The sequence below is a fragment of the Corynebacterium sp. sy017 genome, from assembly GCF_017918135.1.
Taxonomy (GTDB): domain Bacteria; phylum Actinomycetota; class Actinomycetes; order Mycobacteriales; family Mycobacteriaceae; genus Corynebacterium.
This window is the reverse complement of record NZ_RZUE01000001.1, coordinates 1-23,079: the sequence shown is the minus strand read 5'-3', so window position 1 is coordinate 23,079 and position 23,079 is coordinate 1. Positions and strand designations below refer to the sequence as shown.

General features: G+C 45.8%; 23 protein-coding genes and 1 rRNA gene. 2 read left to right on the top strand and 22 right to left on the bottom strand.

Annotated elements, in window-relative coordinates:
* Positions 1–3 precede the first annotated feature (3 nt).
* The 14 genes from EML15_RS00120 to EML15_RS00055 all read right to left on the bottom strand — a co-directional run bounded on the left by EML15_RS00120 (position 4) and on the right by EML15_RS00055 (position 15,412).
* Positions 4–855 carry a segregation/condensation protein A gene (locus tag EML15_RS00120; RefSeq protein ID WP_144272845.1) on the bottom strand — a complete coding sequence of 284 codons (852 nt, stop codon included), beginning with the start codon at positions 853–855 and terminating at the stop codon, positions 4–6.
* A 6-nt stretch (positions 856–861) separates the two neighbouring features.
* Positions 862–1,737 (bottom strand): ParA family protein, encoded by an 876-nt coding sequence (locus EML15_RS00115; protein ID WP_144272844.1) that lies wholly within the window; start codon positions 1,735–1,737, stop codon positions 862–864.
* 195 nt (positions 1,738–1,932) lie between these two features.
* A complete protein-coding gene (gene xerD, locus EML15_RS00110; protein ID WP_144272843.1) occupies positions 1,933–2,877 on the bottom strand; it encodes a site-specific tyrosine recombinase XerD in 945 nt (314 codons plus the stop codon).
* Positions 2,867–3,562 (bottom strand): NUDIX hydrolase, encoded by a 696-nt coding sequence (locus tag EML15_RS00105; RefSeq protein WP_144272842.1) that lies wholly within the window; start codon positions 3,560–3,562, stop codon positions 2,867–2,869. The genes xerD and EML15_RS00105 overlap by 11 nt, the downstream gene beginning before the upstream one ends.
* A 5-nt stretch (positions 3,563–3,567) precedes the next feature.
* Positions 3,568–5,235, bottom strand: coding sequence for a CTP synthase (locus tag EML15_RS00100; protein ID WP_144272841.1), 1,668 nt, complete (start codon positions 5,233–5,235; stop codon positions 3,568–3,570).
* A gap of 222 nt (positions 5,236–5,457) precedes the next feature.
* Positions 5,458–6,423 (bottom strand): copper transporter, encoded by a 966-nt coding sequence (locus EML15_RS00095; protein ID WP_144272840.1) that lies wholly within the window; start codon positions 6,421–6,423, stop codon positions 5,458–5,460.
* A gap of 7 nt (positions 6,424–6,430) precedes the next feature.
* A complete protein-coding gene (steA, locus tag EML15_RS00090; protein WP_144272839.1) occupies positions 6,431–7,624 on the bottom strand; it encodes a putative cytokinetic ring protein SteA in 1,194 nt (397 codons plus the stop codon).
* Between the two features lie 65 nt (positions 7,625–7,689).
* Positions 7,690–9,423 carry a DNA repair protein RecN gene (gene recN / locus EML15_RS00085; protein WP_144272838.1) on the bottom strand — a complete coding sequence of 578 codons (1,734 nt, stop codon included), beginning with the start codon at positions 9,421–9,423 and terminating at the stop codon, positions 7,690–7,692.
* A gap of 118 nt (positions 9,424–9,541) precedes the next feature.
* Entirely contained in the window at positions 9,542–10,465 is a 924-nt protein-coding gene (locus EML15_RS00080) for an NAD kinase (RefSeq protein ID WP_144272837.1), read from the bottom strand.
* Positions 10,466–10,469: 4 nt separating this feature from the next.
* On the bottom strand, positions 10,470–11,285 hold the full coding sequence (locus EML15_RS00075; RefSeq protein ID WP_144272836.1) for a TlyA family RNA methyltransferase: 816 nt from the start codon (positions 11,283–11,285) through the stop codon (positions 10,470–10,472).
* A gap of 18 nt (positions 11,286–11,303) precedes the next feature.
* Positions 11,304–11,483 (bottom strand): hypothetical protein, encoded by a 180-nt coding sequence (locus EML15_RS00070; RefSeq protein ID WP_144272835.1) that lies wholly within the window; start codon positions 11,481–11,483, stop codon positions 11,304–11,306.
* Between the two features lie 6 nt (positions 11,484–11,489).
* Complete coding sequence (locus tag EML15_RS00065; protein WP_144272834.1) at positions 11,490–12,473, bottom strand: HAD-IIA family hydrolase; 984 nt, start codon at positions 12,471–12,473, stop codon at positions 11,490–11,492.
* Positions 12,474–12,507: 34 nt separating this feature from the next.
* On the bottom strand, positions 12,508–13,461 hold the full coding sequence (locus EML15_RS00060; protein WP_144272833.1) for a tetratricopeptide repeat protein: 954 nt from the start codon (positions 13,459–13,461) through the stop codon (positions 12,508–12,510).
* Between the two features lie 244 nt (positions 13,462–13,705).
* Positions 13,706–15,412, bottom strand: coding sequence for an ABC transporter ATP-binding protein (locus EML15_RS00055; RefSeq protein ID WP_144272832.1), 1,707 nt, complete (start codon positions 15,410–15,412; stop codon positions 13,706–13,708).
* Positions 15,413–15,482: 70 nt separating this feature from the next.
* Between EML15_RS00055 and EML15_RS00050 the strand changes: the two genes are divergently transcribed.
* Both EML15_RS00050 and EML15_RS00045 read left to right on the top strand, forming a co-directional pair.
* Complete coding sequence (locus EML15_RS00050; protein WP_144272831.1) at positions 15,483–16,175, top strand: antibiotic biosynthesis monooxygenase; 693 nt, start codon at positions 15,483–15,485, stop codon at positions 16,173–16,175.
* A gap of 11 nt (positions 16,176–16,186) precedes the next feature.
* Positions 16,187–17,980, top strand: coding sequence for an ABC-ATPase domain-containing protein (locus tag EML15_RS00045; RefSeq protein ID WP_144272830.1), 1,794 nt, complete (start codon positions 16,187–16,189; stop codon positions 17,978–17,980).
* Here EML15_RS00045 and EML15_RS00040 read toward each other — a convergent pair.
* From EML15_RS00040 to rrf, 8 genes are all read right to left on the bottom strand, one after another.
* Entirely contained in the window at positions 17,977–18,177 is a 201-nt protein-coding gene (locus EML15_RS00040; protein WP_144272829.1) for a hypothetical protein, read from the bottom strand. The two genes, EML15_RS00045 and EML15_RS00040, sit on opposite strands and share 4 nt — an antisense overlap.
* 20 nt (positions 18,178–18,197) lie before the next feature.
* A complete protein-coding gene (locus tag EML15_RS00035; protein WP_144272828.1) occupies positions 18,198–18,863 on the bottom strand; it encodes a hypothetical protein in 666 nt (221 codons plus the stop codon).
* Entirely contained in the window at positions 18,860–19,495 is a 636-nt protein-coding gene (locus EML15_RS00030; RefSeq protein WP_185967127.1) for an ABC transporter ATP-binding protein, read from the bottom strand. Before EML15_RS00030 ends, EML15_RS00035 begins: the two co-directional genes overlap by 4 nt.
* A 285-nt stretch (positions 19,496–19,780) precedes the next feature.
* Positions 19,781–20,377 carry a class I SAM-dependent methyltransferase gene (locus EML15_RS00025; RefSeq protein ID WP_144272826.1) on the bottom strand — a complete coding sequence of 199 codons (597 nt, stop codon included), beginning with the start codon at positions 20,375–20,377 and terminating at the stop codon, positions 19,781–19,783.
* A 431-nt stretch (positions 20,378–20,808) separates the two neighbouring features.
* Positions 20,809–21,171 carry a hypothetical protein gene (locus EML15_RS00020; RefSeq protein ID WP_144272825.1) on the bottom strand — a complete coding sequence of 121 codons (363 nt, stop codon included), beginning with the start codon at positions 21,169–21,171 and terminating at the stop codon, positions 20,809–20,811.
* Between the two features lies 1 nt (position 21,172).
* Positions 21,173–21,826 (bottom strand): hypothetical protein, encoded by a 654-nt coding sequence (locus EML15_RS00015; protein ID WP_144272824.1) that lies wholly within the window; start codon positions 21,824–21,826, stop codon positions 21,173–21,175.
* 297 nt (positions 21,827–22,123) lie between these two features.
* On the bottom strand, positions 22,124–22,705 hold the full coding sequence (locus EML15_RS00010; protein ID WP_144272823.1) for an MFS transporter: 582 nt from the start codon (positions 22,703–22,705) through the stop codon (positions 22,124–22,126).
* A 262-nt stretch (positions 22,706–22,967) separates the two neighbouring features.
* Positions 22,968–23,079 (bottom strand): 5S ribosomal RNA (gene rrf / locus EML15_RS00005); the annotation flags it as partial.

The following is a 23,079-nucleotide window of genomic DNA, read 5'->3' as shown; positions in this document are numbered from 1 at the left end:
CCCTTAAGACCAATTGGATGAAGCAACAACTGCAGGGTCTACCTCTAGCCCTGTCCAGGAAATGTTCAATTGTCCTAGCGACTCTTCTTGCCCGACGTCAATTGCTTTAGCTTTATACAGCTCTAACAAGGCTAAAAACCTACCCACAATGTGCATCGATACCTGGCAGTCTCTGGTAAGAGCATCAAAACTCAGCCACTGATTTTTTCCGATAATTTTAAGGGTATCTAAAATTTTTCCTGCTTGTTCCGGCACAGAAACTGCCACATGATGAATATGGCCTGTAGCCACAGTTTCTGGTGGTTTAGGTCGAAATACGCTAGCAGCTAACTGGGCAAAACTTGCAGGCGTATGTTTTATCTCTACTGGCGGAATAATCGAGGAAAATTGTTCTTCAACACTGACTGCCCGTGGATAGCGTCGTTGAGCGTGTTCTTGCCATGTAGCAAATAAATCAGCGACACTTTTATACGCTTTGTACTGGAGCAATCGAGCAAAAAGAAGATCGCGAGTCTCTAATAGTTCCAGATCTTCATTGCTATCGACCTCACCGCTAGGTACTAACCGTGCCGCCTTAAGGTCAAGTAAAGTTGCCGCGATCAGCAGAAATTCTGTAATTTCATCCAAATCAGCATGCTCACCCAGTTTTTTTGTATAGGCAACAAACTCATCAGTAACTTCCGACAAAGCAATTTCAGTGATCTCTAATTTTTTGGCTGAAATCAACTGCAACAACAGATCAAAAGGACCTTGAAAATTATTCAGAACGATACGAAAACCTTTTTGTGTTTCTTGTGCCTCGTCCTTTTCCTTATGGTCTAGCTGATCTTGAGGAAAATCTACACTGATAGTCATGACTGTCTAATGCCTATCAGTACGCTCAATCACCTCACGCGCTAGTTGGCGATATTGTTGTGCTCCTGGTGAACTAGGAGCCCAGGTGATGATGGGTTCTCCCGCTACCGATGTTTCCGGAAAACGAACTGTTCGCGTGATGACAGTATCGAAAACCTGATCAGCAAAAACCTCTACCACGCGTGACATCACCTCACGAGCATGGGAAGTGCGCCTATCAAACATTGTGACCAAAATGCCAAGAATCTCTAAATTAAAGTTAAGGCGATCACGTACTTTCTCAACAGTATCGGTAAGCAGCGCGAGCCCACGTAGAGAGAAGTATTCACATTCCATCGGGATAATAACTCCCTGAGCACACGCCAGTGCATTCACAGTAAGTAGCCCTAAGGAAGGTTGACAATCCAGAATAATGAAATCATAGTCTTTCATTACAGGGCGCAATGCTCGAGCAAGAGTTTGTTCTCGACCTACTTCATTAACTAATTGGATTTCGGCAGCTGATAAATCAATGTTAGCTGGTACAACATCTAAACCAGCGACGGCTGTTTTATGGATTGCATTAAAAATGGAAGCATGATGGTCAACCATGAGGTTATATACTGTGATGTCGAGTTCATCATGCGGAATACCTAAGCCAGCCGATAACGCACCTTGAGGGTCTAGGTCGACAAGAAGCACTTTCCTGCCGGCTTCTGCTAAACAAGCACCAAGGTTGATTGTTGATGTAGTTTTGCCGACCCCACCTTTTTGGTTGCACATTGCCAAAATTGTGGCAGGCCCGTGTCGATCAAGTGGCTGTGGTTCCGGGAATTCGCGCAACGGACGCCCAGTCAAACCAACTTTATTGACAGGCGCTCCAAATAAGCCCGAATCACCCATAATCTACCCTTCTTCCTTGACTATACGCAATGCTCAACTTTGCACTATCGATACACCCACATTACACACATCACTACCGATGATTATAAGCAATAAATCACGAAGCGGCACAATAAAAAATTACAGTGATGTCATTAATTCTACAATTATCCACATAAAATATAAGAACAAGAAGGAATATCAAGCTCTAGAGGTTTACTTTGCCCGAGGATGTGCCTCTGCCCATATCTGTCGCAAACTATCCACAGTAATATGCGTATATATCTGTGTTGTCGTGACAGAGGAATGTCCCAATAATTCTTGAACAACACGTACATCAGCACCCCGCTCTAAGAGGTGCGTCGCATAGCTATGCCGCAACGTGTGCGGTGATATATCCTTGGCCAACCCAGCACGCTGTGCAGCATTTTTCAGAATCGTCCAAGCACTTTGACGCGATAACCTTCCACCACGCTTATTCACGAAAAGTGCATGGCTCTTACCATTACTGAGCACCGGTCTACTACGCACGAGATAACGCTCCACCGCTGCTAACGCTTGCGAACCAATAGGAACAATTCTTTGCTTAGCACCTTTACCAGTAATTTTTAAGATACCAGTTTCCTTTATCCCCGCTATATCATCAAGATTAAGCTGCATTATCTCACTGATGCGTGCACCTGTGCCATACAGTAACTCGAGCAATGCCGCATCACGTAAATCTAATACCGACGCAGCTTCATCAACAGCGATTGCAGTAATAAGCTCCTCTACCTCAGCAATGCTTAACGTATCGGGCAGATGCCTACCACTGTTAGGTACCGCAATATCAGCTGCTACATTAACATCTACTGCCCCCTCTGATAATGCGAATTTATGGAATCCTCGCACAACCACCAAAGCCCTACTACTCGACGATGCTGCTAAAGGCGCTATTCCCTGCTCCTTATTCCCTGTACGCAACTCAATGAGATAGCGTTCAATATCTGTTGCTTTGACCTGCGCTAAATCAGTAATTCCCTCGCGCTCTAAAAAGTCACAATAGCGTATTGCATCACGACGATAATTGCTCAACGTATGCTGACTAGCTCCTTGTTCAACCCCCAAATGAGTGAGCCAGATTTTTAATAGACCACGTAGCGCTTGCTTCTTATGAGTCACTAACAATAGCTTTCTTTTTCTCTGGTAACACCAAAACGCCTGATTGTTTCATGTCATCATAGCCTTGCTCACGACGTCGACTAGCTAAACGAGTAGGTTGTACTGCAAAAGCTGATGTGGGCTCCGACAATTCACAACGATTCTCAAGGGCATAATATGCAGCAAGAATCGCAGATACGCTGATTGCATTATAGATTTTCCCCTCGAGAATCAACTGCACAGCTTGCTTTAATGGTATCCACACAATCTCTGCATCTGCTTCTTCTTCGGTAACGTGAGGGCGTGGTACACGAGATAAATCTGTAGCGAAAAACACCCGTACTGCTTCATCACAAAACCCTGGGCTGGTCATAAGGTCGATCAATACATTCCATGTTTTCGCTTCTGCACCTATTTCTTCACGCAATTCCCATTGAGCACATTCATAGGCACTCGCATGTGCATTATCAATCAATCCTGCAGGTACTTCTAATAGACGTCGCGCTACGCTATGTCGATACTGTTCAACAAGTGCAATCGATTCAGTTGCTTTGTCATAAGCAATAATTGCAGCGCCGCCAAAATGTTCAACCACCTGTCGGTAGCTCGTAGTGCCTTCTGGCATTGTCACGCAATCATTGCGAACGGCAAAAATAGGCGTCTCAAGCAATAAATCAGAACTGATAACCGAAAACTCAAAAGCCATGGTCATTATTTTTCAGCATCACGACGTTCCAAAGCAGCTGCCATCAACCCCTTGAACAGCGGATGTGCACGATTAGGACGAGATTTATATTCAGGATGAGCTTGCGTTGCCACTAAGAAAGGGTGCACGGTCTTTGGATATTCAACAAACTCAACAAGGTTCCCGTCGGGAGATGTGCCAGAGAAAACCAAATCAGATCCTGCACTAATGCGCTCACGATACTTATTATTGACCTCGTAGCGATGGCGGTGACGCTCACTCACATCGGTTGTCCCGTACAGCTCAGCTACTACCGACCCTTCTGCTAACACAGCTGGATAAGCACCCAACCGCATGGTACCACCTAAATCTGCGTTACCCGATACTGCTTCTTCCTGCTCTTGCATCGTTGCAATCACAGGCTCAGTGGTATGCGGATCAAACTCTGTAGAAGATGCATTGTTAATACCTGCATGACGAGCAGCTTCCAAAACAGTACACTGCAAACCAAGGCATAAACCAAGCAGAGGTATATGGTTCTCACGGGCATATCGGATTGCGCCAATTTTTCCCTCAATACCACGAATACCAAATCCACCAGGAACTACCACTGCATCAACATCGGCAAGTTGCTCATGGGCACCATGATCTGTTTCACAGCTATCTGACGTAACCCAGATGATTTCAGCTTTCACATGGTGAGCAAAGGCAGCAGCACGGATTGCCTCTGCAACAGAAAGGTATGCATCGGGCAGATCAATGTATTTACCGACTAAAGCCACTTTTACTACTGAGCGAGGATTATGCACCCGAGTAAGCAAGTCACTCCACGCAGTCCAATCAACATCCTGGAATGGCAATCCCATTTTTCTGATGATAAAGGTATCAAGGCGTTCCTTGAAGAGCACCTCAGGGATATTGTAGATTGATGGCGAATCAGGGCAAGAGATCACCCCATCATCTTCGATATCACACATCAATGCTATTTTCTTTTTGAGATCTAGGGGCACATCACGATCACAACGAAGTACCACAGCATCCGGCATAATACCGATAGAACGCAGTTGTGCAACGGAATGCTGAGTAGGTTTCGTCTTTAATTCACCTGAAGGTGCCAAGTACGGCACGAGAGAAACATGAATGAAAAAGATGTTTTCGCGTCCGACTTCTTGGCGAACTTGTCGTGCAGCTTCCAAAAAAGGCTGAGACTCAATATCGCCAACAGTGCCACCAATTTCGGAGATAACAATATCAGGACGATTGCCTTGTTCATCCGGCTGCGCCATGGCAAGAATACGTGATTTAATTTCATCTGTAATATGCGGAATAACCTGCACGGTCTTTCCAAGAAACTCACCACGACGCTCTTTGGCAATCACTGTGGAATAGACTTTTCCAGTAGTGACATTAGCGTTTTTTGTAAGATTTCGATCTAAAAAGCGTTCATAATGACCAAGGTCAAGATCTGTTTCTGCCCCATCTTCAGTAACAAAAACCTCACCATGCTCAAAGGGATTCATTGTGCCCGGATCCACGTTGAGATAAGGATCAAGTTTTTGCATAGTCACACTCAAACCGCGTGCAATCAATAACTGACCCAAACTAGCTGCTGTGAGTCCTTTACCTAGAGAGGAAACAACGCCTCCGGTCACAAAAATAAACTTTGTTGTATGCTCACTATTGCGCTGAGGCATATGGCTTTCCTTCTCTCTATCACAATCTTTACTTGTATAAATTTTGCCAAGGCACCTTACAGTACAGGCATTATGTGTTATGTATGTCCTTGCGGAAAATCTATATAAATAAAGAAAACCGTAGGTGCATACAATAACCTACGGGCTTTCAGTCTAACATTACTGAGCACAGATTTCAATTACTCAATAGAAAACGGCTTGTTAGCTTTCAGAACGCTGCTCTCACTGAGGTTGATCACTTGCGTTCGATTGATGTGGCACAGGTGATGTAGCATCAGCATTTGCTGCAGCCCCATAAGCTCCAACTTGCCCTTCTAGCTGTTCGCGCAGTGCCAATACACTTGCAATCCGTCCCCATGCGCGGTTCACTGAATCAACAGAGGAAACTGAATTGCCTTTATTTTTTTCAGAACGGACAATACCAATCGCTCCAGTATCGCTTGCTGTGTTAATCTCACCAGCCATAACAACTGCTCGGCTACGACTCTTAAGAGCCTGCGCAAATTTAGCTTGGGCATGAGCCGTATAAGAATTTCCACTGCCATCATCATTGCCTAACACAATAATCGCAGCTTGAGCTGGCAAAATAGTACCCTCTTGATATTCCAAAAAACCAGCTTCTTTTAGACTATCCAACACAATTGCGCGTTCTTCATTGGTTGCCTGTGCAGCATTATCAGCAGAAAGCATTACTGCACTACCAAGAGATTCGCCAGAATGTGTCCCAGCATCACGTTGTTGCACAGATAACTCTGCACCTGCAGGCAGCGTATTCGATACGATATTTTTTAGACTATCTGCACCATCTTGGTTAAAGAACTTATCCTTAAGCTCAATAACTCCCGCTTCCCTTGCCTCAGCAGCGTCAAGCAAGCGACGCAGTGCATCAACATCATTCTGATTAGCGTCGGGAGCAACAAAAAGCATGACCGCTTGGTCTTTAAGCGTAGCAGCAACTGTTGATAATGATAAGGTATCGATAAAGGTATCGGCACTGCTTGCTTGTGCTTGTGCAATATCCAATTGCTGCTGAGCTTGATCAATATGTGCTGTTTGTTGTGCCTCATGTTGATTAGCACCATCGGCAAGATTAGGCGCTAATGCAAACACACCTAATGCAATTCCTCCAGCAAGGCCAAAAGCTAAACCGGCAATCACACCACCAGAGTTTTTATTTCTACCTGTCATGCAGCACCTACTTAAAAAAACCTTGAACAGTTACGGCAATGTTATTCCATGTATCAATGAGATTATCAACAAAAGAACCATTTCCGTTAAGTCCGGCAATGAGAATAATGACTGCCACAAGGACTAACAAACCAAAAAATGCCCATAGCCACCCCACTCCTGCACTTGAACGCACTGTATAGAGGTGAGATATAGCTGAAGCGTCGACAAGCTTCTCACCTAGTTTGGTTCGAGTGATCAAGGAAGAAGGCATAGCCGAGTCTTTACCAGCAAAAATTGCATCCAAATCAAGAGGAGCACCTGCATTAACAATCAATTCTGCACCATGATAATCAGCAAGCAACAATGCTAGATCGGTAGCAGAATCTATTGCTGCTGGGAAAGTCATTGCCCCAATACCAAGATCTTGAATGCGATCTAGTCCTGCTGCGTGTCCATCTGGTTCTGCAGGAAGAATCACTTGCGCTCCGCTACGCAAGGCTTCAGCACCTATTCCTGATGGATCGCCAACAATAAGCTCAGGAGTATATCCCATGCCCACAAGAGTATCCGCAGCAGAATCCACGGCAATAATAGCTGGTTCATATTCACGGATGAAATTGCGCAACTGATCAAGCTGTTCCTTAAAACCAGCTCCGGGACTAACAACCAGAACTTTTCGATGCGCTAAAAATTTTCCTGAATCCGGAATTCCCAAACCATCGATAAGCAAAGGCGCTTCAGACTGAATGAACTGAATTGTGTTACCAAAGTAGGCTTCCATGTGGTCAGTCAAAGATTGCTGTGCGTCAACAAAAATTTTGTCAGCAGACTCTAATTCTAAGACGTTACCAGCAGCAATGGTTTTGTCACCATAGAGCAATTCGCCTTGCTCTGTAAGGAGGATTTTTTTACCATCCTTAAACTTGGACCAGATCTCTTTTCCCACTCCTTCAACAAGCACAATGCCTGCTTCGAGCAACATTTGCGGACCAAAATTAGGAATCGCACCTGTAGAGAATTGCGCTGTATTGACCACGGCAATTGGTTTCTCATCAATGAGATACTGCGCAAAAGACCTCGAAATATCTGGGCAATCAATAACGGCAATATCACCTGCAGCAAATTTTTTCAGCCCTTTAGAGGTTGCACGACAATCGCGGGCTGTGCCAGAGATACCCGGAATATCAGAAGTACGCGAGAACAGACTCATGCTCCCTATTGTCTATAAAAAAGTTTTCCTATCGTGGCAGACGCGCAGAAAAAGTAACATTTTTCCTTACATTTTCAGACTCTTCTCATTCCTGCAACTTCAGTTTGTGCTTTCTGCAGTAATTCTTTAGCATGAGCTCGCCCTGTATCAGTATCGTCCAGACCTGCCAACATACGTGCCAACTCTTCAACTCTTTCTTCATCGCTGAGGGTAGTGACCACTGAACTAACTGATTCATCCCCTACTTCTTTAGAAACATGTAAGTGAGTATCCGCAAACGCTGCTACCTGTGGCAAATGCGTTACGACGATCACCTGATTCTTTGTCGCCAAGCGGGCAAGTCGACGCCCAATTTCCACTGCTGCTCTGCCACCAACACCAGCATCAACTTCATCAAAAACTAAGGTATTACCGTGATTTCCCGCAGATAAAATCACCTCTAAGGCAAGCATTACTCGAGAAAGCTCACCACCAGAAGCTGAGTTATGTAATGGTTGCGGCGCCATAGCTGAATTAGCAGCTAATTGAAACTCCACCTCATTACATCCGTACTTATGTAATTCAGTATCAGTTAGTGCAACATGAAAGATAGCTTTTGGCATAGATAACCCATGTAGTTCTTCGGTCACTAACTCCGCAAGTTGCTTGGCTGCTGCACGACGCTTCTCAGTTAAGCTAGCCGCTTTTTCCTTGGCTTCAACATAGGCAGCATCAACCTCATGTTTTAGTTTTTCCAATGCTTCTGGAGAAGAATCTAAACTAGCTAATTTGGTTTCAGCTTTAGCTAACCATGCAAGAACCCCATCAATATCAGGAGCATATTTTCGAGTAAGCGTTTTTAACTGTTGTTGACGAGTCAAAAGTTGTTCTAATTCCTGAGCATCAGTAGGTAAGTGTGATAAAAAAGTACCTAGCTCTGCTGATACTTCACCAAGAATAACTCGAGCCTCAGCAAGACGAGACGCCAACTGCCCTAATTGAACATCATCAGCTGAACTTAGAGCAGCTTCCGCTTGCCCCAATAAATCTGAAGCTGCCGATTCCCCATTATCTGGAAAATCGCCGAGAGAATCAGAACCATCAAGCGCTACTAATGCTTGAGTAGATGCTTCTCGCAGTTCATCAGCATCTTGTAAACGTCGAATCTGCTCTACTAGCTCTTGTTCTTCACCAGGTTGAGGATCAATATCCGTTATTTCCTTGATAGCGTATTCTAAGCGATCAGCTTCTTGTGCCAATTGCATACGAGACGCGGTACGTTTTTCTAGATCTCGCGATAATTCCCGCCAGCGGAAAAAACTTTCCTGATAGGAAGATACTAATCCCTTTATGCTTGGGTCTAGGCGATCAAGTGCATCACGCTGTTTATCAGAATTCAATAGTCTGAGCTGATCATTTTGCCCGTGAATAGTTAATAGCTCAGTGCTAAATTTTCCTAAATGCGCAGCAGGAATCGCTTTACCGCCCAAATATGCTTTAGAGCGTCCACTTGCTTTGACTACTCTACTTGCTAGATATTCTCCATTCTCATCAACAATTGCCCCCAATTGCTGTGCATACTCATCAATTTTCTCTGCTTGGTCAGCATTGATCCCCTCAAAGCTAAAAGTGCCATCAACCACTGCTTGTTCGCTACCTACTCGCACACGAGCAGAATCAGCTCTGCCACCAGTCAATAATCTTAGACTGGTAATGATCATCGTTTTACCTGCACCAGTTTCACCAGTGAGGACACTAAGCCCCTTACTTAGTTCCAATGATGCATGAGGGATGACACCTAAATTTTCAATCGCAATTTCCGCGAGCATACTGAACATAGTACAGCATGAAAAACAATCATGCGAAAATATGTGCGAGAATTTTTACGCTTTATCATTTGCCATTGATTCATTGATCCGATGATTCAATAATGAATGGCAATGGTTTTTAATGCGAGTTATTAACGCCACGCCAGCCTTCTACCGGTAGGTGCAATTTACGCACTAAACGATCAGTAAAAGGCAAATTATCCAAACGAATCCATTTCACATCACGTGCACCACGACACACTTCAACTCGTGAACCTGGTGGCATACTAATTCTGCGGAATCCATCCATAACCGCAGTGGCGGTATTGGTCGTCGCTGCGCTTTCTATGGCTACTGTCGAGGCTGGACTCACCACTAGAGGCTTCGTAAAGAGAGCATGAGCGTTATTCGGCACAACAAGAATGGCATCAAGTTCCGGCCATAGGATGGGTCCTCCTGCTGAAAATGCGTATGCAGTCGAACCGGTGGGCGTCGAAACAATAACGCCATCACAACCATAAGAGCTTACTGGTCTGCCGTCGATACCGAGAATCGCATCAAGCACTCCACTTTTATTGCTATTTTCGATTGATACCTCATTGAGTGCCCAACTTCTACCAATGACATCATTATGCTCATCGCGCACAGTAATATCTAAGGTCATACGTTTTTCGATCCGATAATCTTCTTGCGTCACCCGAATTACTGCCTCATCTAACACATCTTGTTCCCATTCGGCAAGGAAACCAATATGCCCCAAATTGATCCCTAGGACAGGTATATCCGCATGATGAGACAAATCAGCTGCCCGCAAAAAAGTGCCGTCACCTCCCAGCACCAGGACTAATTCAATTCCATCAGTTGCGTGTTCATTATGTGGCACTTGCGGAAAATGTTTGAGCACCGGATGATCAGCAACACCTGGATTGTTATCCGGCACAACAATGCGCACACCAATACGTGCTTCATCCAGCATAGTTGCAGCTAGAGCCGCAGATTCAACATTAGTGGCTCTGCCACAATGCGGCACTAATAATACTTCACGCTTTTTTTGTGCAGCCATCTGTCTAAGGTCCTTCCTCTACGGCTTTACGCACCAACCGCTTAACAGCTGTCAGCTCCATTTTTCGTTTTCCGTTATCTTTTTTCAACCATAAAAAGTATTCAGCATTACCCGATGGACCTGGTAATGGACTAGCGACAACGTCGATAAGGCTAAGACCAAGTGTTTGTGCGTACTCTGCTACTTTGGTTGTTACCTCAACACGCAAGTGAGGATCTTTAACAACGCCAGTGTGACTAAGCCGTTCTTTTCCTACCTCAAATTGAGGTTTGACCATAGGCAATAAATCAGCCTCATCGTGCAATACGCGTGCAATAGACTCCAGCACAAGAGTAAGCGAAATAAAAGATAAATCACCGACCATAGCATCGCATAAACCATTCGTATCCGATACATCGAGATACCGTATGTTCATAGCATCTATGACTACTACGCGTGGATCCGACTGCAATCGAGGTATGAGCTGATCGCGTCCGACATCCACCGCAACCACTTCTCGTGCCCCATGACGCAGCAAAACATCAGTGAAACCACCAGTAGATGCTCCAGCATCTAAAAAACGCTTCTCAGCTACTTGCAGTCCTTTTTTCTCAAAATGAGCTAATGCACCCAATAATTTATGAGCCCCTCGAGAAGCCCAGGAGTCCTGCTCAATCGCATCAATGATAATGTGCGTTGTCTCATCTACTTGAGTGGCTGGTTTTATCGTCGAAAAGCCTGGTAGAGATACTTTTCCTTCTTTAATGAGCAATCGTGCTCTTTCTCGTGAAGGCGCAAGACCGCGTCGTACAATTTCTGCATCGAGCCTAGCAGTGCTCACCTAATTCTTACCTTCCTACTAGCCCAATGCCTTATGGAGCACAGAATGCGCCTGGTCAAGCCTCATATATTCTTCTTGTAAAGAGGTAACAACCTGTGAGAAAAAGGACTCAAACTCCTGATTAAGTTCCTCCACAGTTACCTGATGAGTTTTCCTGGGATCATGTGGCTTTGGCGCAGCATTCATAGGTTTGTTCATGGTTCATCATGCCCATTCTTCAAGTATCTGCTGAGCACGAGGACTCTCAGCAATAATGTTTCCCTCAAATTGCTCATCCTGCCACGCATATGCCACGACACTACGCAATGCTTCAATGCTATGAGACTGTTCACTACCACCGGAGAGAATAATGTCTCGGGCATCTCGACGCACGATAAAGCCACCTTGTTCTTGGGGTGTTAACCGATCTCTATCCTCATGCAATGCCCGTAGATCTTGAGCGATATATGTTGGTCGCTGAGAGCTTTTTGCGTGAATAAGCTCATAACTTTGCGAAACACCAGTCAGAACGTGCAATGTGTCCATGTGAGCAGCAACGCCACCAGCAATATCCGTATCAAGACGATCACCAATCACAAGCGGACGACGCGCAGCACATTTTTGTGCTGCTTGATGAAACAATGTAGGTTCGGGTTTACCTGCAGAAATAGGTTGCTGACCAGTGGCCGAAACAACTGCAGCGACCATTGAACCATTACCAACCATAAGACCACGCGGTGACGGCAAAGAAGCGTCTAAATTACTCACAAAGTATTTGGCACCACGTCGAATAGCCAAGGCTGCCTCTGAAAGTTCTTTCCAACCCGTTTCTGGACTATGCCCTTGCACTACAGCCTTAGGATTATCATCAGCACTATCCACCACGCGATATCCAGCTTCATGCACAAGATCTCGAAATGAATCAGCCCCAAGCACAAGCACCGTGTCCCCCGCCTGAAGGTGCTGCGTAGCAAGATTGACTGCTGCCTGTGCTGCCGTCAGCACTTGATCAGTGCGAGCCATAATGCCACATTCATTCAATAATTTAGTGACTTCTTGTGCACTACGCGAAGCATTATTGGTGATATAAAAAATATGAGCATCAAGTGCATTGAGGACAGAAACTGCGTGTGGCAATGCAGTCGTGCCCTCCCAAACCGTGCCATCAAGATCGAAGAGCATTGCATCATAATGCGTGCACAAGCTCATATCACTACCTACTTAATCTATTAACCTTAGCCGTTTACTGCAATTCTTCGAGACGCTCAGATGCATCAAGCAAGCCATCAATATCTTGCTTATTTGCGTTCCGGAACCATTCTCGCGCTTGCTCAATACGACCAGCTGCCACCAGCGCATCAGCATATGCATAGGAAAGGCGAGCGTAAGAAATGCCAGTGCGACGAGCAGATAAAGGTGCACGCTCCAAAGTAGCAAGAGCAGAGTCATACTGCCCTAGGTCTTGTCGCGCACCTGCGCTAACAATCGCTAACTCAATTTTTGTTTCTAGATCCAGTTGAGATTGATCTTGTTCTCGTGCAATCTCAATCGCCTTTTCTGGACGACCTAAACCACGTTCACAATCTGCCATGACCGCAACAAGACCTGGACCATTTCCCATCCTCCGTGCAGCCCGCAGCTCAGATAATGCTTCTTTCCATTCTCCGGCGTGATATGCAGCAATACCAGCTGTTTCCCGCACAACTCCCACACGACCAGCACGATCCTTAGCCGCACGAGCATGGCGCAAGGCCAGCTGTGGATCATCAACCAGCAGTGTTGCCGCCATGATCAGATGCTTAGCTACAATATCCGCATTGTCTTTAGACAACACACGCAAATCCTGCAGTACCAATGGATCTAAATCTTTTATGTCAATATCGCCTGGTAAATCAGGTTCATTCTGTCGTTTTGCTATACGCTCATCGCGATATCCCGCACGATGTGGTCCATGAAAATTATCGCGCCCTTTCCCACCACGCTGCGAATGCCGCGTCCGACGTTTTGATCCGGCATAGCGAGAGTGCTTTTCGTCATCGCGCTGCTTAGAATTTTGATCATTATGACGCTGATAGCGAGATGGGCGTTCTACGTCAGATTTCTCATGCCGATCACCATGATGTTGTTTGTTTCGAGAGGTACTCTCGGATTTCTTATCGCCACTTCGCGTGTATCGATGTGAATTATATTCAGGCATATTCCTCGTGCTAATTCTTGTAGATAATGTAGGTTTTTCTTGAATACCAACTAGCTTTTCTTCAAGCAAATAATGATTGGATTCTATCACAGCTCGCTATGCACAACTTCTTTTAAGTGCGCCAAAATCTCTTAAGCTGTAGAGAAAAATTACTAAGGACTATCACAATCTCGCGATTGTCTATCCTATTTCAAGGCTCCTAGCGGTGTTGAAAACTATCAATCGTGGCGAGACAGACCAATAGCTAATCCAATAACTGATGACGTGCAAGCTCCTGATACACAGAACTACTACGCATCAAAGTCTCATGCGTACCACGAGCAACAATACGCCCCTGATCCATAACAATAATCTGATCAGCATCCACAATCGTTGATAACCGATGCGCCACCATCACAAGAGTGCGCCCCTCAGAACGATCCGCAATAGCGTCAAGAATAAGCTGCTCATTACGAGAATCCACCGCACTCGTCGGCTCATCCAAAAGCAAAATAGGAGTATCCATCAACAACATACGAGCCAACGCCAACCTCTGACGCTGCCCACCAGAAAGATTAATCCCCCGCTCACCCAAAAAAGTCTCCAACCCCTGAGCCCCAGAAAGTTTATCCTCCAAACCAACCTTCCGAATAACATCCCAACACTGCTCATCCGTGGCATCAGCATGACCCAATAACAAGTTCTCCCGTATAGTTCCCGATAAAACAGAAGCTTCTTGCTCCACAAAACCAATACAACGACGCACCGAACTGCGGTTATAATCAAAAACATTCTGAGACCCCACAAGAATCTGCCCCTCACACGGGTCATAAAAACGCTGTATCAGAGCCAAAATAGTGGATTTCCCTGAACCACTAGCACCCACAAAAGCAGTCGTGGTACCAGCAGGAATATGGAAGTTCAGATCCTTGAGAATCATCTCTGATTCCTGATCGTAACGAAAACTGACATTCACAAAAAATAAATCCCCCGAAGGCTCTATATCAGGCCCATCATCAGTCTCTGCCGGGTACGACAGAACTTCCTCTATCCTTTCAACAGCCCCCATTGCTGAGCGGATCGTCGTAATTGAGTGGAACAGCATTCCCAACGGCATCGCTAGCGTAAATAAATACATCACAAATGCAACCAGATTTCCCAGGCTCATGACCCCTTGAGCAACACGAGTACCACCAACACCAAGAACCATGAGAAAACATAATTGAATAGCAATACCTGTAACTGGGTATAAGATACCCGCGTATCGAGCAATTTTCTTACCCTGATCCCATGCGCGCACGGACTGCTTATCTAGCTCAGCCTCTACCCTATCCTGCGCATTAGCGGCACGAATTGAACGAACAGCAACCAGAGCTCTATTCATATCCGCGCCCACATCTCCCACTGCTTCTTGAAGCTGCTTGGTGTACTTCTGCATCTTGGATGACTGGAACAGGACAATTACCACGCATACACCCAGTACAGCAGCGACAACGGCAAATAACAGCGGATCGACGATCACCATAAAGGCAATGGCACCTATCATTGTTACGACACTGGCAATGCCATCCACAAACCCGTCGATAAACGCAGAACGAATAACAGTAGTATCCGAGCTTAGTCGTGCAACAAGATCACCTGAACGCACATGATCTAAGCGACTCATAGGCAAACGCAGCACTCGAGCGATAAGAGCACGCCGCGTGATATACACAGATCGCTCCGCGGTTTTGTTAAGCAAATAAATCTGTACTCCACTACTTATGGCACCAATGAGAAGTAATGCGATTAAGAGAACTACCGAAGAACTAACCGGCTTATCCCCCAAATTATTGATCATGGTGTTAATAATCATTGGCTGAACAAGATTGACCGCCGAGGCAATAAGCGACAAAACAATTGCTAGCGTTAGCACAACACGATGCTTCAGCATCATGGTAAGCAAAGTCATAAAAGAGGGCGATGGGCTCATAAAATTAATTTTAGGTAAAATTTCTTCAGTCGCATTCCAACAAAGAATATCAAGCACTAAAATCCTGCCTATGAGTACACCATCTCAAACTAATAAGGCAGTTTCACCATCCTCTGTTACTGTCCAAATTTTTAGAAAAGTGGACACACACGCCGCAGAGAAGGTTGCACCCTGGTTTAGTATAGGGCAAAGCATCATCATTAATTTCCCTGGTTACCTAGGATCTGGGTTTATCCGGACTCAACCCAACTCTGACCTGTGGGTGATGATTTATCGCTTTGATTCCCCAGAAAACCTAGCATTCTGGGAACAATCAGAGGAGCGTAAGCTCTGGTCACAGCGCTTTAAGGAGCATATCCAAGAAGAAAAAGCCCATAAGCGCACAGGTGTTGAAGGTTGGTTTGATAGCCCAATCATCGATGATGATTCTCATGGTATTCAAGCTACGGACAACGTCGACAGCTTTATAGAAGATAGAGATGGGGAATCACATACCAACGCTCCTACAGCTGCAGAACAAGAAAGCATCATTCCCCCACGCTGGAAACAGATGATTGTTATTTTCTGCGGTTTCTACCCCATGACCATGACCATCAATATCCTCCTATCAATGCTTCTACCAGCAACAACACCACTTCCTGTGAAAGTTACTCTTGCTGTGGTCATCGTGATGCCACTGATGGTTTACCTGATCCTTCCGTTTCTAACTCAGAAGTTTCACCCCTGGCTCACAAAACCACGGAAGAAGAAACCAATGCACTAGCATGGGAGACTATGAGTATCTTCCGTGACATTGACGGTGCTAGTTTTGGCGCATATAAACGCCTCCGTGGGCGCTGGGATATTGACCATGACACTGATCTATTTATTGACCGAGTCCAATCAGACCCCTATGCTGCCCCTTCACTAGCCAGGATCAGGCTCAATCTCACGGAAGCAGTAGTTGACCCTACAGTCATAGCAGAACTATCTCGCTGTAGCCGACCTAGCCAACACCGTGCCGCCTATCACGCCGCAACAGATTTTATTGCACGACGTTTCGCCCGTGAAATCAAAAAATACCGTTTCACAGGCAATAAAGAACACGGCTCTATTGCTATTGATATTCCTGGGCAGGAAGTTCTCCCGCGGGCTGCCGTCGTACTCACAAAAGAATATGCTGAGCTGCGGATTGAGGTGGCATTGCCGGCGAGGGGGCGTCGTATCCGGGGCTATGCGGCAGAAAAATTACTCTACGAGACTCTACCGGATCTAGCGCAAGCAGCTGTGTGGGATATGGATGCTCGGGAACTCCAGGCACATATCCAATTGGTCTGTGACCAGGAAGATCTACGGAGCCAACTTGCGCGCAGAGGGCTTGTGGCTTTTCTGGGTGATGGCAGTGTGTTGCCGCGTGCTGCGGGGAACTCTAATCTGCCATTGGAGGGGGCACGGGAGTTTTCCTCACCTGAATCTTTGCGCACGACGATACGCCTGGCGTCAGGGCGTGAGGTCACAGGCATGGGTGTGCCGCAAGGAATTAGTGTGATTATTGGTGGTGGCTATCACGGTAAATCCACTGTGTTGCGGGCTATAGAGCGCGGTATTTATAACCACATTGCGGGTGATGGGCGTGAGTGGGCAATCACCTGCCCTGATGCGTGTGCTATCCGTGCCGAAGACGGGCGTAGTGTGGTGCGTACTGATATTTCTCCTTTCATCAATAATTTGCCCTCGGGCACTGATACCCGCCATTTTTCTACTACGAATGCTTCGGGTTCTACCTCCCAGGCGGCATCTTTGATGGAGGCGTTGGAGGCAGGTGCTGATTGTTTGCTCATTGATGAGGATACGTCGGCAACAAACTTTATGATCCGTGACCAACGGATGCGCAGCATTGTTCCTGCCCATAAGGAGCCTATTACCCCTTTTATTGACAGGATTCGTGCACTGTACACAGATTGTGGTGTTTCGACTGTTCTTGTTGCCGGTGGTTCTGGGGATTTCTTTGATGTGGCAGATCATGTGATCATGATGGATTCTTATGAGCCACAGGATGTGACGGAGCAGGCGCAAGGGCTAGAGCCAACTCTGAGGGCTCAACCAGCTGTGACTCAACCAAGTACTAGTCAGCCAACTCCCACCCAACCAGCTGACACTCAACCAGTTGCAGCAGCGCAGACTTTTGAGCTTCCTGCAGCACGTCGCTTACGCCAAGGCGGTTTAGCTAGAAGCGAAAAGTTTGGCAAACATGGCGCTAAACCCCCAAAGGCGCAGTCCGAGGATAGCATTATTCTTGGTCGCAGCGTTATTGATCTTAGTGCCGTGGCACAGTTAGTTGATAGATCACAGACCCAGGCTATTGCGCGGATTATTGGTGTACTCAAAGACCGTGATGATGATACAACGCCACTGGTAGAGCAGGTTTCAGAGCTTATTATGCGGGCGCAGCAGGAGGGCATGGATTCTTTGAGCGGTGGGGAACGTCGAGGAGGTCATGGGACTACTCACCCGGGGCATCTTGCTCTACCCAGGGTATTGGAAGTCATGGCGGCTATTAACCGCTACCGAGAGTTGGATGTGCGCTAAGACTTTGCTTTTGTCTGCCTTCGACGCCACCCTAGGGCACAACATAACCCAATCGCTAACGCTATGAAGGAGATGGCGTTAGCGAGCATTGTGGAAAAATCTAATAGGCTAGTGCTGTAAAAAATAATAATGAATCCCAGCCCCAGTAAAAGAGAAGATAGAGCTGCAATAGTAAGCAACCAATCACTTTTACTCATATGTCTCTCCTTAAAGTAATTCAGACTAATTCCTGCGTCGAAAGCCAGGCTGTTGTGTATCGAAATACACCAATAGCTATGCAGAACATAACAAGCGAACAACAAATAATTGTCGATAGTGAGGCCCCCGAAGGTCCATTGGCAAACCCATTTGCTACAAGCATAGAAAGGCAGAATGAGACTAAAATTGCACCTGAATCACTTGCCCACCGCACTCCACAAGAAACTGCGATAACTGATATAGAGGTTGCTAGAATCGCGCTGAAGATCATACCAATGCTGACTGAAATGAAAACTTCGGAAGATGGATGCACAAATAATAGACCTACACCCATAGGGATGACTAAACCACAGAAGTCAATTAGTGCTGTGTATAGCCACATTCTGCGACAATCTTTAGCAAAATATGCTCCAGATTTGGATGGGTAGCTGATAAAAATAGAGAGAAATTTGCGATTGTAAAGCTGTAGCAATTTTTCACGCTGTGCAACAGTATTGACGACGGAAAACACCCACACGCCAATAGCCAATGATAAAAACCAAGGTAATATCGATGTTTGGATATTCATCTCTGATTCACTTGGCTCAGCAATAGAAAAGAAAAGTAGCGCGAGAAAAATAACAGCACTGAATACTGCACAACGGCACACAACTTCTTTTGTCGATATAGTATATGGATAATTCATATGTTCTTCTCCAGATGGAGAAAATCCCATCTATTATCATTCGCCATTTTCTTTAGTAAATCTTTATTATGTGTCGCAAGTATGCATATCCTGCCAGAATCTAATTTCTTGTTTATTTCTTGAAGCAGGATATTCATTGCAACATCGTCGAGAGCGTTATCTGGTTCATCAAGAATCAATACATCTGGATTAGTTATCCACGCCCTCGCCAGCGCCAAGCGCATTCGTTGTCCCAGTGAAAGTTTTTCATGCGACGCATCTAAAACTTGTTCTAGACCAAACATTTTAAGTGTGACGTCCACTTCCGACTTCCCATCAAAATGCGCTGCATGAAATCGAACTACTTCTCGGCAGCTTTGACCGGGATAGAATACTGGACTTCCGAGAACCATTCCAATATGCCCACGAGCATTTTCAGCTCTGATTAACTTTTTGTCTTTGAGATAATGCACAGTCCCGGTAGATGGTGTGAGAACCCCGGCACAAATTTTTAGTATCATAGTTTTCCCTGCACCATTGGCACCTGTTATACCTAATGCTTTTCCCGAGGAAAGACAAAAAGATTGAGACTCTAAAATCGCTCGGTGCTCTATATTCAGCGAAATATTCTCTACTATAAGTTCAGTAATCACTATTATCCTTAGACAGGTTTTCCCACTTCTAGCTCAAATTTTCAAGCACAACAAGATGTAACGAAAACTACGCATTCTACTCTATAAGATGGTGTCCCCCCCCCCATCAAGTTCTTCTACAAATTCACTAAGCTACAGTGAAAACCATCGCTTCGCAGGTGCATTCTTCTTTCCTCCACATAGGCACCCTACGAGCTATTTTTGCAGCAACTCTGGTGAACTGTCCCTCTTACGATCATCACTGCCGCAAGAGTATCTTCATACCAACACCCGACGTTTAGTGTTTTAGATGCGCTCTGCCACGATTGAAATATGAGGACGAGCATTATCTGGGTGCCGTTTCTGAACAGAACAAATACAAAAACCAGCTACTGTTAGCAGTTCAGATAATCTGTCTTCTGAGCAATAAAAAGCTTGAGTAATTGCATGGTCAAAAGCCTGGTCATGGTCACCAAGAAAAGCACCCACAAGAATAGTTCCACCCGGTTTAAGAATTCTAGCCAATTCCTTTAATGCGTAAGCGCAAGTATCTGATTCCATGTGAATAAGCGAATACCAGGCCAGAACGCCATCAAAAAGAGAATCCCGAAAAGGTACATTCAAGATATTTCCGTAAACAAATTCAACATCAGGAAAACGCTGAGCAGCAGTAGTCACAAACTCAGGAACCATGTCCATTCCATAGACATCACATCCACATTTTTCTAATAATCCACTCCAATGCCCTGGCCCCGCTCCCGCATCGAGAATAGCGCCTTCCACATTACAACCCCAATCTTTAATAAGGGCTATATCAAAAGGGTCCATACCTTCAATGGAACCTAATACCTTAATATATTCAGTTGCACGTTGAGAATACGAGCTTATTGTACGATCCAGCATGGGTATCCTGTTACAAATTAGAATCTGACTAAAAATCCAGTAGACAGCTTACCTTTAGGAGACCCCTACGATAAATGCAACCACTAACCAAGAGGATCATTCCTGGTGTGCCGCACCCTCACGCACACAGCACACCCCGCACCAGACGCCACTTGCCGCACCCTCACGGGTAGCGTGCCCCCGCACACCCCGCACACGTGCTGTTGGGCTGTGTTCTACCAAAATTGACTATAGATCTTACCCATAAAATATATAGATATTTTCCTGGTATTTTACCAATTAGAGAGTGCGGCACCCCCGTCAACAACGTGAAAAAGAGGACACTTTATGCCAGGTTGTGTCCCTGTCTGTGCAGGTGAGGGGCATGTTAGTCTATGTCAATTTTGGTAGAACACAGCACTTTATTTACCAACTGCAATGCGGCCTTTTGGCTAGTTTCCCTCTATTTTATCCCGGTTTGAATTAAGTTTCGTCGGGATAAATAGATGGGTAACTGCAAAAATGATAGTAACAGCACGTGAAATGTCATTGGGCAATGCTATGGAAATGAAAATGATTGCCATGAAAAATAACGTGGTGCGAATCTGCTCTGCCCACCTGTTCTGTAGATTCCTCTTCGCATAAACGGCCATCCCGAATGTTGCAAGCATGACTATTGCATACATCCATGGGTACCAAGAATCTGCGAGAAAACCGGAAAACCCATGAACCTCTATGATGGAAGATGCGCAGACTGCGAAAACTGCACCAATCAACTCATAAATTCGAGATGTGAACCCAGTAGACGACATCATATTAATCACCTTCGATTTCTGCCCTGAGCGGCGGGAAGCCGCATTTGCTATAGAAAGTTATCCCCTTACCCTGTGCGACAGCTCCAGTGATTTTAAGAGCGAGATCAGCGAAGAAAGCAAAACCGAGTGCACCACCGACTGAGGCAACCAGTGTCCCAATTGGACCTGCTTCGATGAATGCCCAGGCAATGAAGGCTGCCTCTAAGGCATAGGAGCCCGCTTCGGCTGCAACAACGAGAGTAGCTGCAGCACCGTACTCGAGATCGTTATTACTGATGTGTCCAAGACGGTGGTCATATGTTGTGACAATTCGCTTATCATTCTTGCCGCGATCAAGGGTCTCTCGATCGAGATTCATGATTGCGTGAAGCTGCTCAAGTTCGGAATCTGAGAAATCGTAGTTTGACTTGATTTCCTCATCGGTCAGGTCAACAGTTAGCTTTCCGTCTTCTGCTCCCTGGTAGTGCTCTCCGATGGAAGCTACCTTTTCGACAAACTGGAGATCCTCTTCCGATATATTTTCTAGCGTTTCTGCTATTGCATCTTCCGACCAGACGGTTTCTTTTTCATTGTCAGTTTCTGCACCTGCGATGCTGTGGGGAAAGCTTAATGCGAGAGTGGTACCTAGTGCAATTGCTTTCATGGTTTTTCTCATTGCGTCAACCTTTCTTGGTTTCAGTAAAGAAAAAATTCTGGGTACGCTTTTATTTTCGATTCTCTATACTGCATCTGCTTTCGGCTGAATTGAACCTTAGAACATTATCTTGACCCTTGCATGGAAACGGAGGCGTATCCCCCATTATAGGTGTGTACGAAAATCGACCTTCCTGGTGAGCCGGGTCATATAATGTGTAGATTTTATGGTGACATCATGGGGTTCAGGTGGTGGGGTGAGTTGGGGGTCTGCGGGGTATCGGTGTCCTCTAGATGCTGTGCTCTACTAAAATTGACATCAAACACCGGTTTTTTGTTGAACTGCAATAGGACAAATCAACATCACACAACACAAAACCCACACAAATGACACGGCATCAACCCAAAAAGGTGCCTGATCAGAAACAGAAAGCAACATACCAGCAAGTAACGGCCCAACAAGAACCCCAACACTATAACGTCCTTGATTAACCGCCATAGCCTTTGCCAATAAAGAAGGCTCCACAATCTCTTTCAGAAAAGCACGCTCTGCTGTACCAAAAGCCGACGACACCACCCCCAATAAAACGGCAGCAAAACAAAAAAGAACTACCGAAAAATCAACTTCAGTAGCCCACACACATAACAATGACCCAATAATCCCCACAGTCGCAGATAACCGCAAAATATACAACCGAGAAAACCGATCAACGACTTGACCGATCGGCAAGCCAAACACAACCATGCTTAAAACACAAAGACCAGAAATCACACCAGCTGTTGCAGAGGAACCCGTAACATGAAGAACCACGAGTAACAAGGCAAAGGAAGTAACCTGATTACCAATCACACTCACAGTCTGCCCAGCCATCAACAATCGGTAATTCTTACTGGTCCACATGCTTTTTGTCCTTTTTTGATGTTATGACACCCACCCCACACAATACGCACCAACACCACCCCACAACAAACCCCCACACACAACACACCCCCGGACAGCGTGCACGATGCACCCGTCGTACCCCACGGGTAGCACACACCCCCCGGGCACCACTTGCCGCACCCCCTGTGCCCCCCTTGTGCGCCACACAAACACACAAGCACACAAAAAAAAGGGGTGTGCACCACACGGCACACACCCCACAACCATATTAAAAAACCAATGTTGGCAGCGACCTACTCTCCCACACCCTCCCAGATGCAGTACCATCAGCGCAATCAGACTTAACGACCGGGTTCGAAATGGGACCGGGTGTACCCCTGACACAACAACCA

What these genes read in the sequence shown, in the direction of transcription:
- EML15_RS00120 (WP_144272845.1), bottom strand. Translation starts at nt 855, where the DNA reads ATGACTATCAGTGTAGATTTTCCTCAAGATCAGCTAGACCATAAGGAA.
- EML15_RS00100 (WP_144272841.1), bottom strand. Translation starts at nt 5,235, where the DNA reads ATGCCTCAGCGCAATAGTGAGCATACAACAAAGTTTATTTTTGTGACC.
- recN (WP_144272838.1), bottom strand. Translation starts at nt 9,423, where the DNA reads ATGCTCGCGGAAATTGCGATTGAAAATTTAGGTGTCATCCCTCATGCA.
- EML15_RS00065 (WP_144272834.1), bottom strand. Translation starts at nt 12,473, where the DNA reads ATGAGCTTGTGCACGCATTATGATGCAATGCTCTTCGATCTTGATGGC.
- EML15_RS00070 (WP_144272835.1), bottom strand. Translation starts at nt 11,483, where the DNA reads ATGAACAAACCTATGAATGCTGCGCCAAAGCCACATGATCCCAGGAAA.
- EML15_RS00050 (WP_144272831.1), top strand. Translation starts at nt 15,483, where the DNA reads ATGAGTACACCATCTCAAACTAATAAGGCAGTTTCACCATCCTCTGTT.
- EML15_RS00115 (WP_144272844.1), bottom strand. Translation starts at nt 1,737, where the DNA reads ATGGGTGATTCGGGCTTATTTGGAGCGCCTGTCAATAAAGTTGGTTTG.
- EML15_RS00080 (WP_144272837.1), bottom strand. Translation starts at nt 10,465, where the DNA reads ATGGCTGCACAAAAAAAGCGTGAAGTATTATTAGTGCCGCATTGTGGC.
- EML15_RS00040 (WP_144272829.1), bottom strand. Translation starts at nt 18,177, where the DNA reads ATGAGTAAAAGTGATTGGTTGCTTACTATTGCAGCTCTATCTTCTCTT.
- EML15_RS00105 (WP_144272842.1), bottom strand. Translation starts at nt 3,562, where the DNA reads ATGGCTTTTGAGTTTTCGGTTATCAGTTCTGATTTATTGCTTGAGACG.
- EML15_RS00060 (WP_144272833.1), bottom strand. Translation starts at nt 13,461, where the DNA reads ATGCCTGAATATAATTCACATCGATACACGCGAAGTGGCGATAAGAAA.
- EML15_RS00015 (WP_144272824.1), bottom strand. Translation starts at nt 21,826, where the DNA reads ATGAGAAAAACCATGAAAGCAATTGCACTAGGTACCACTCTCGCATTA.
- EML15_RS00020 (WP_144272825.1), bottom strand. Translation starts at nt 21,171, where the DNA reads ATGATGTCGTCTACTGGGTTCACATCTCGAATTTATGAGTTGATTGGT.
- EML15_RS00095 (WP_144272840.1), bottom strand. Translation starts at nt 6,423, where the DNA reads ATGACAGGTAGAAATAAAAACTCTGGTGGTGTGATTGCCGGTTTAGCT.
- EML15_RS00045 (WP_144272830.1), top strand. Translation starts at nt 16,187, where the DNA reads ATGAGTATCTTCCGTGACATTGACGGTGCTAGTTTTGGCGCATATAAA.
- EML15_RS00025 (WP_144272826.1), bottom strand. Translation starts at nt 20,377, where the DNA reads ATGCTGGATCGTACAATAAGCTCGTATTCTCAACGTGCAACTGAATAT.
- EML15_RS00055 (WP_144272832.1), bottom strand. Translation starts at nt 15,412, where the DNA reads ATGAGCCCATCGCCCTCTTTTATGACTTTGCTTACCATGATGCTGAAG.
- EML15_RS00035 (WP_144272828.1), bottom strand. Translation starts at nt 18,863, where the DNA reads ATGAATTATCCATATACTATATCGACAAAAGAAGTTGTGTGCCGTTGT.
- EML15_RS00010 (WP_144272823.1), bottom strand. Translation starts at nt 22,705, where the DNA reads ATGTGGACCAGTAAGAATTACCGATTGTTGATGGCTGGGCAGACTGTG.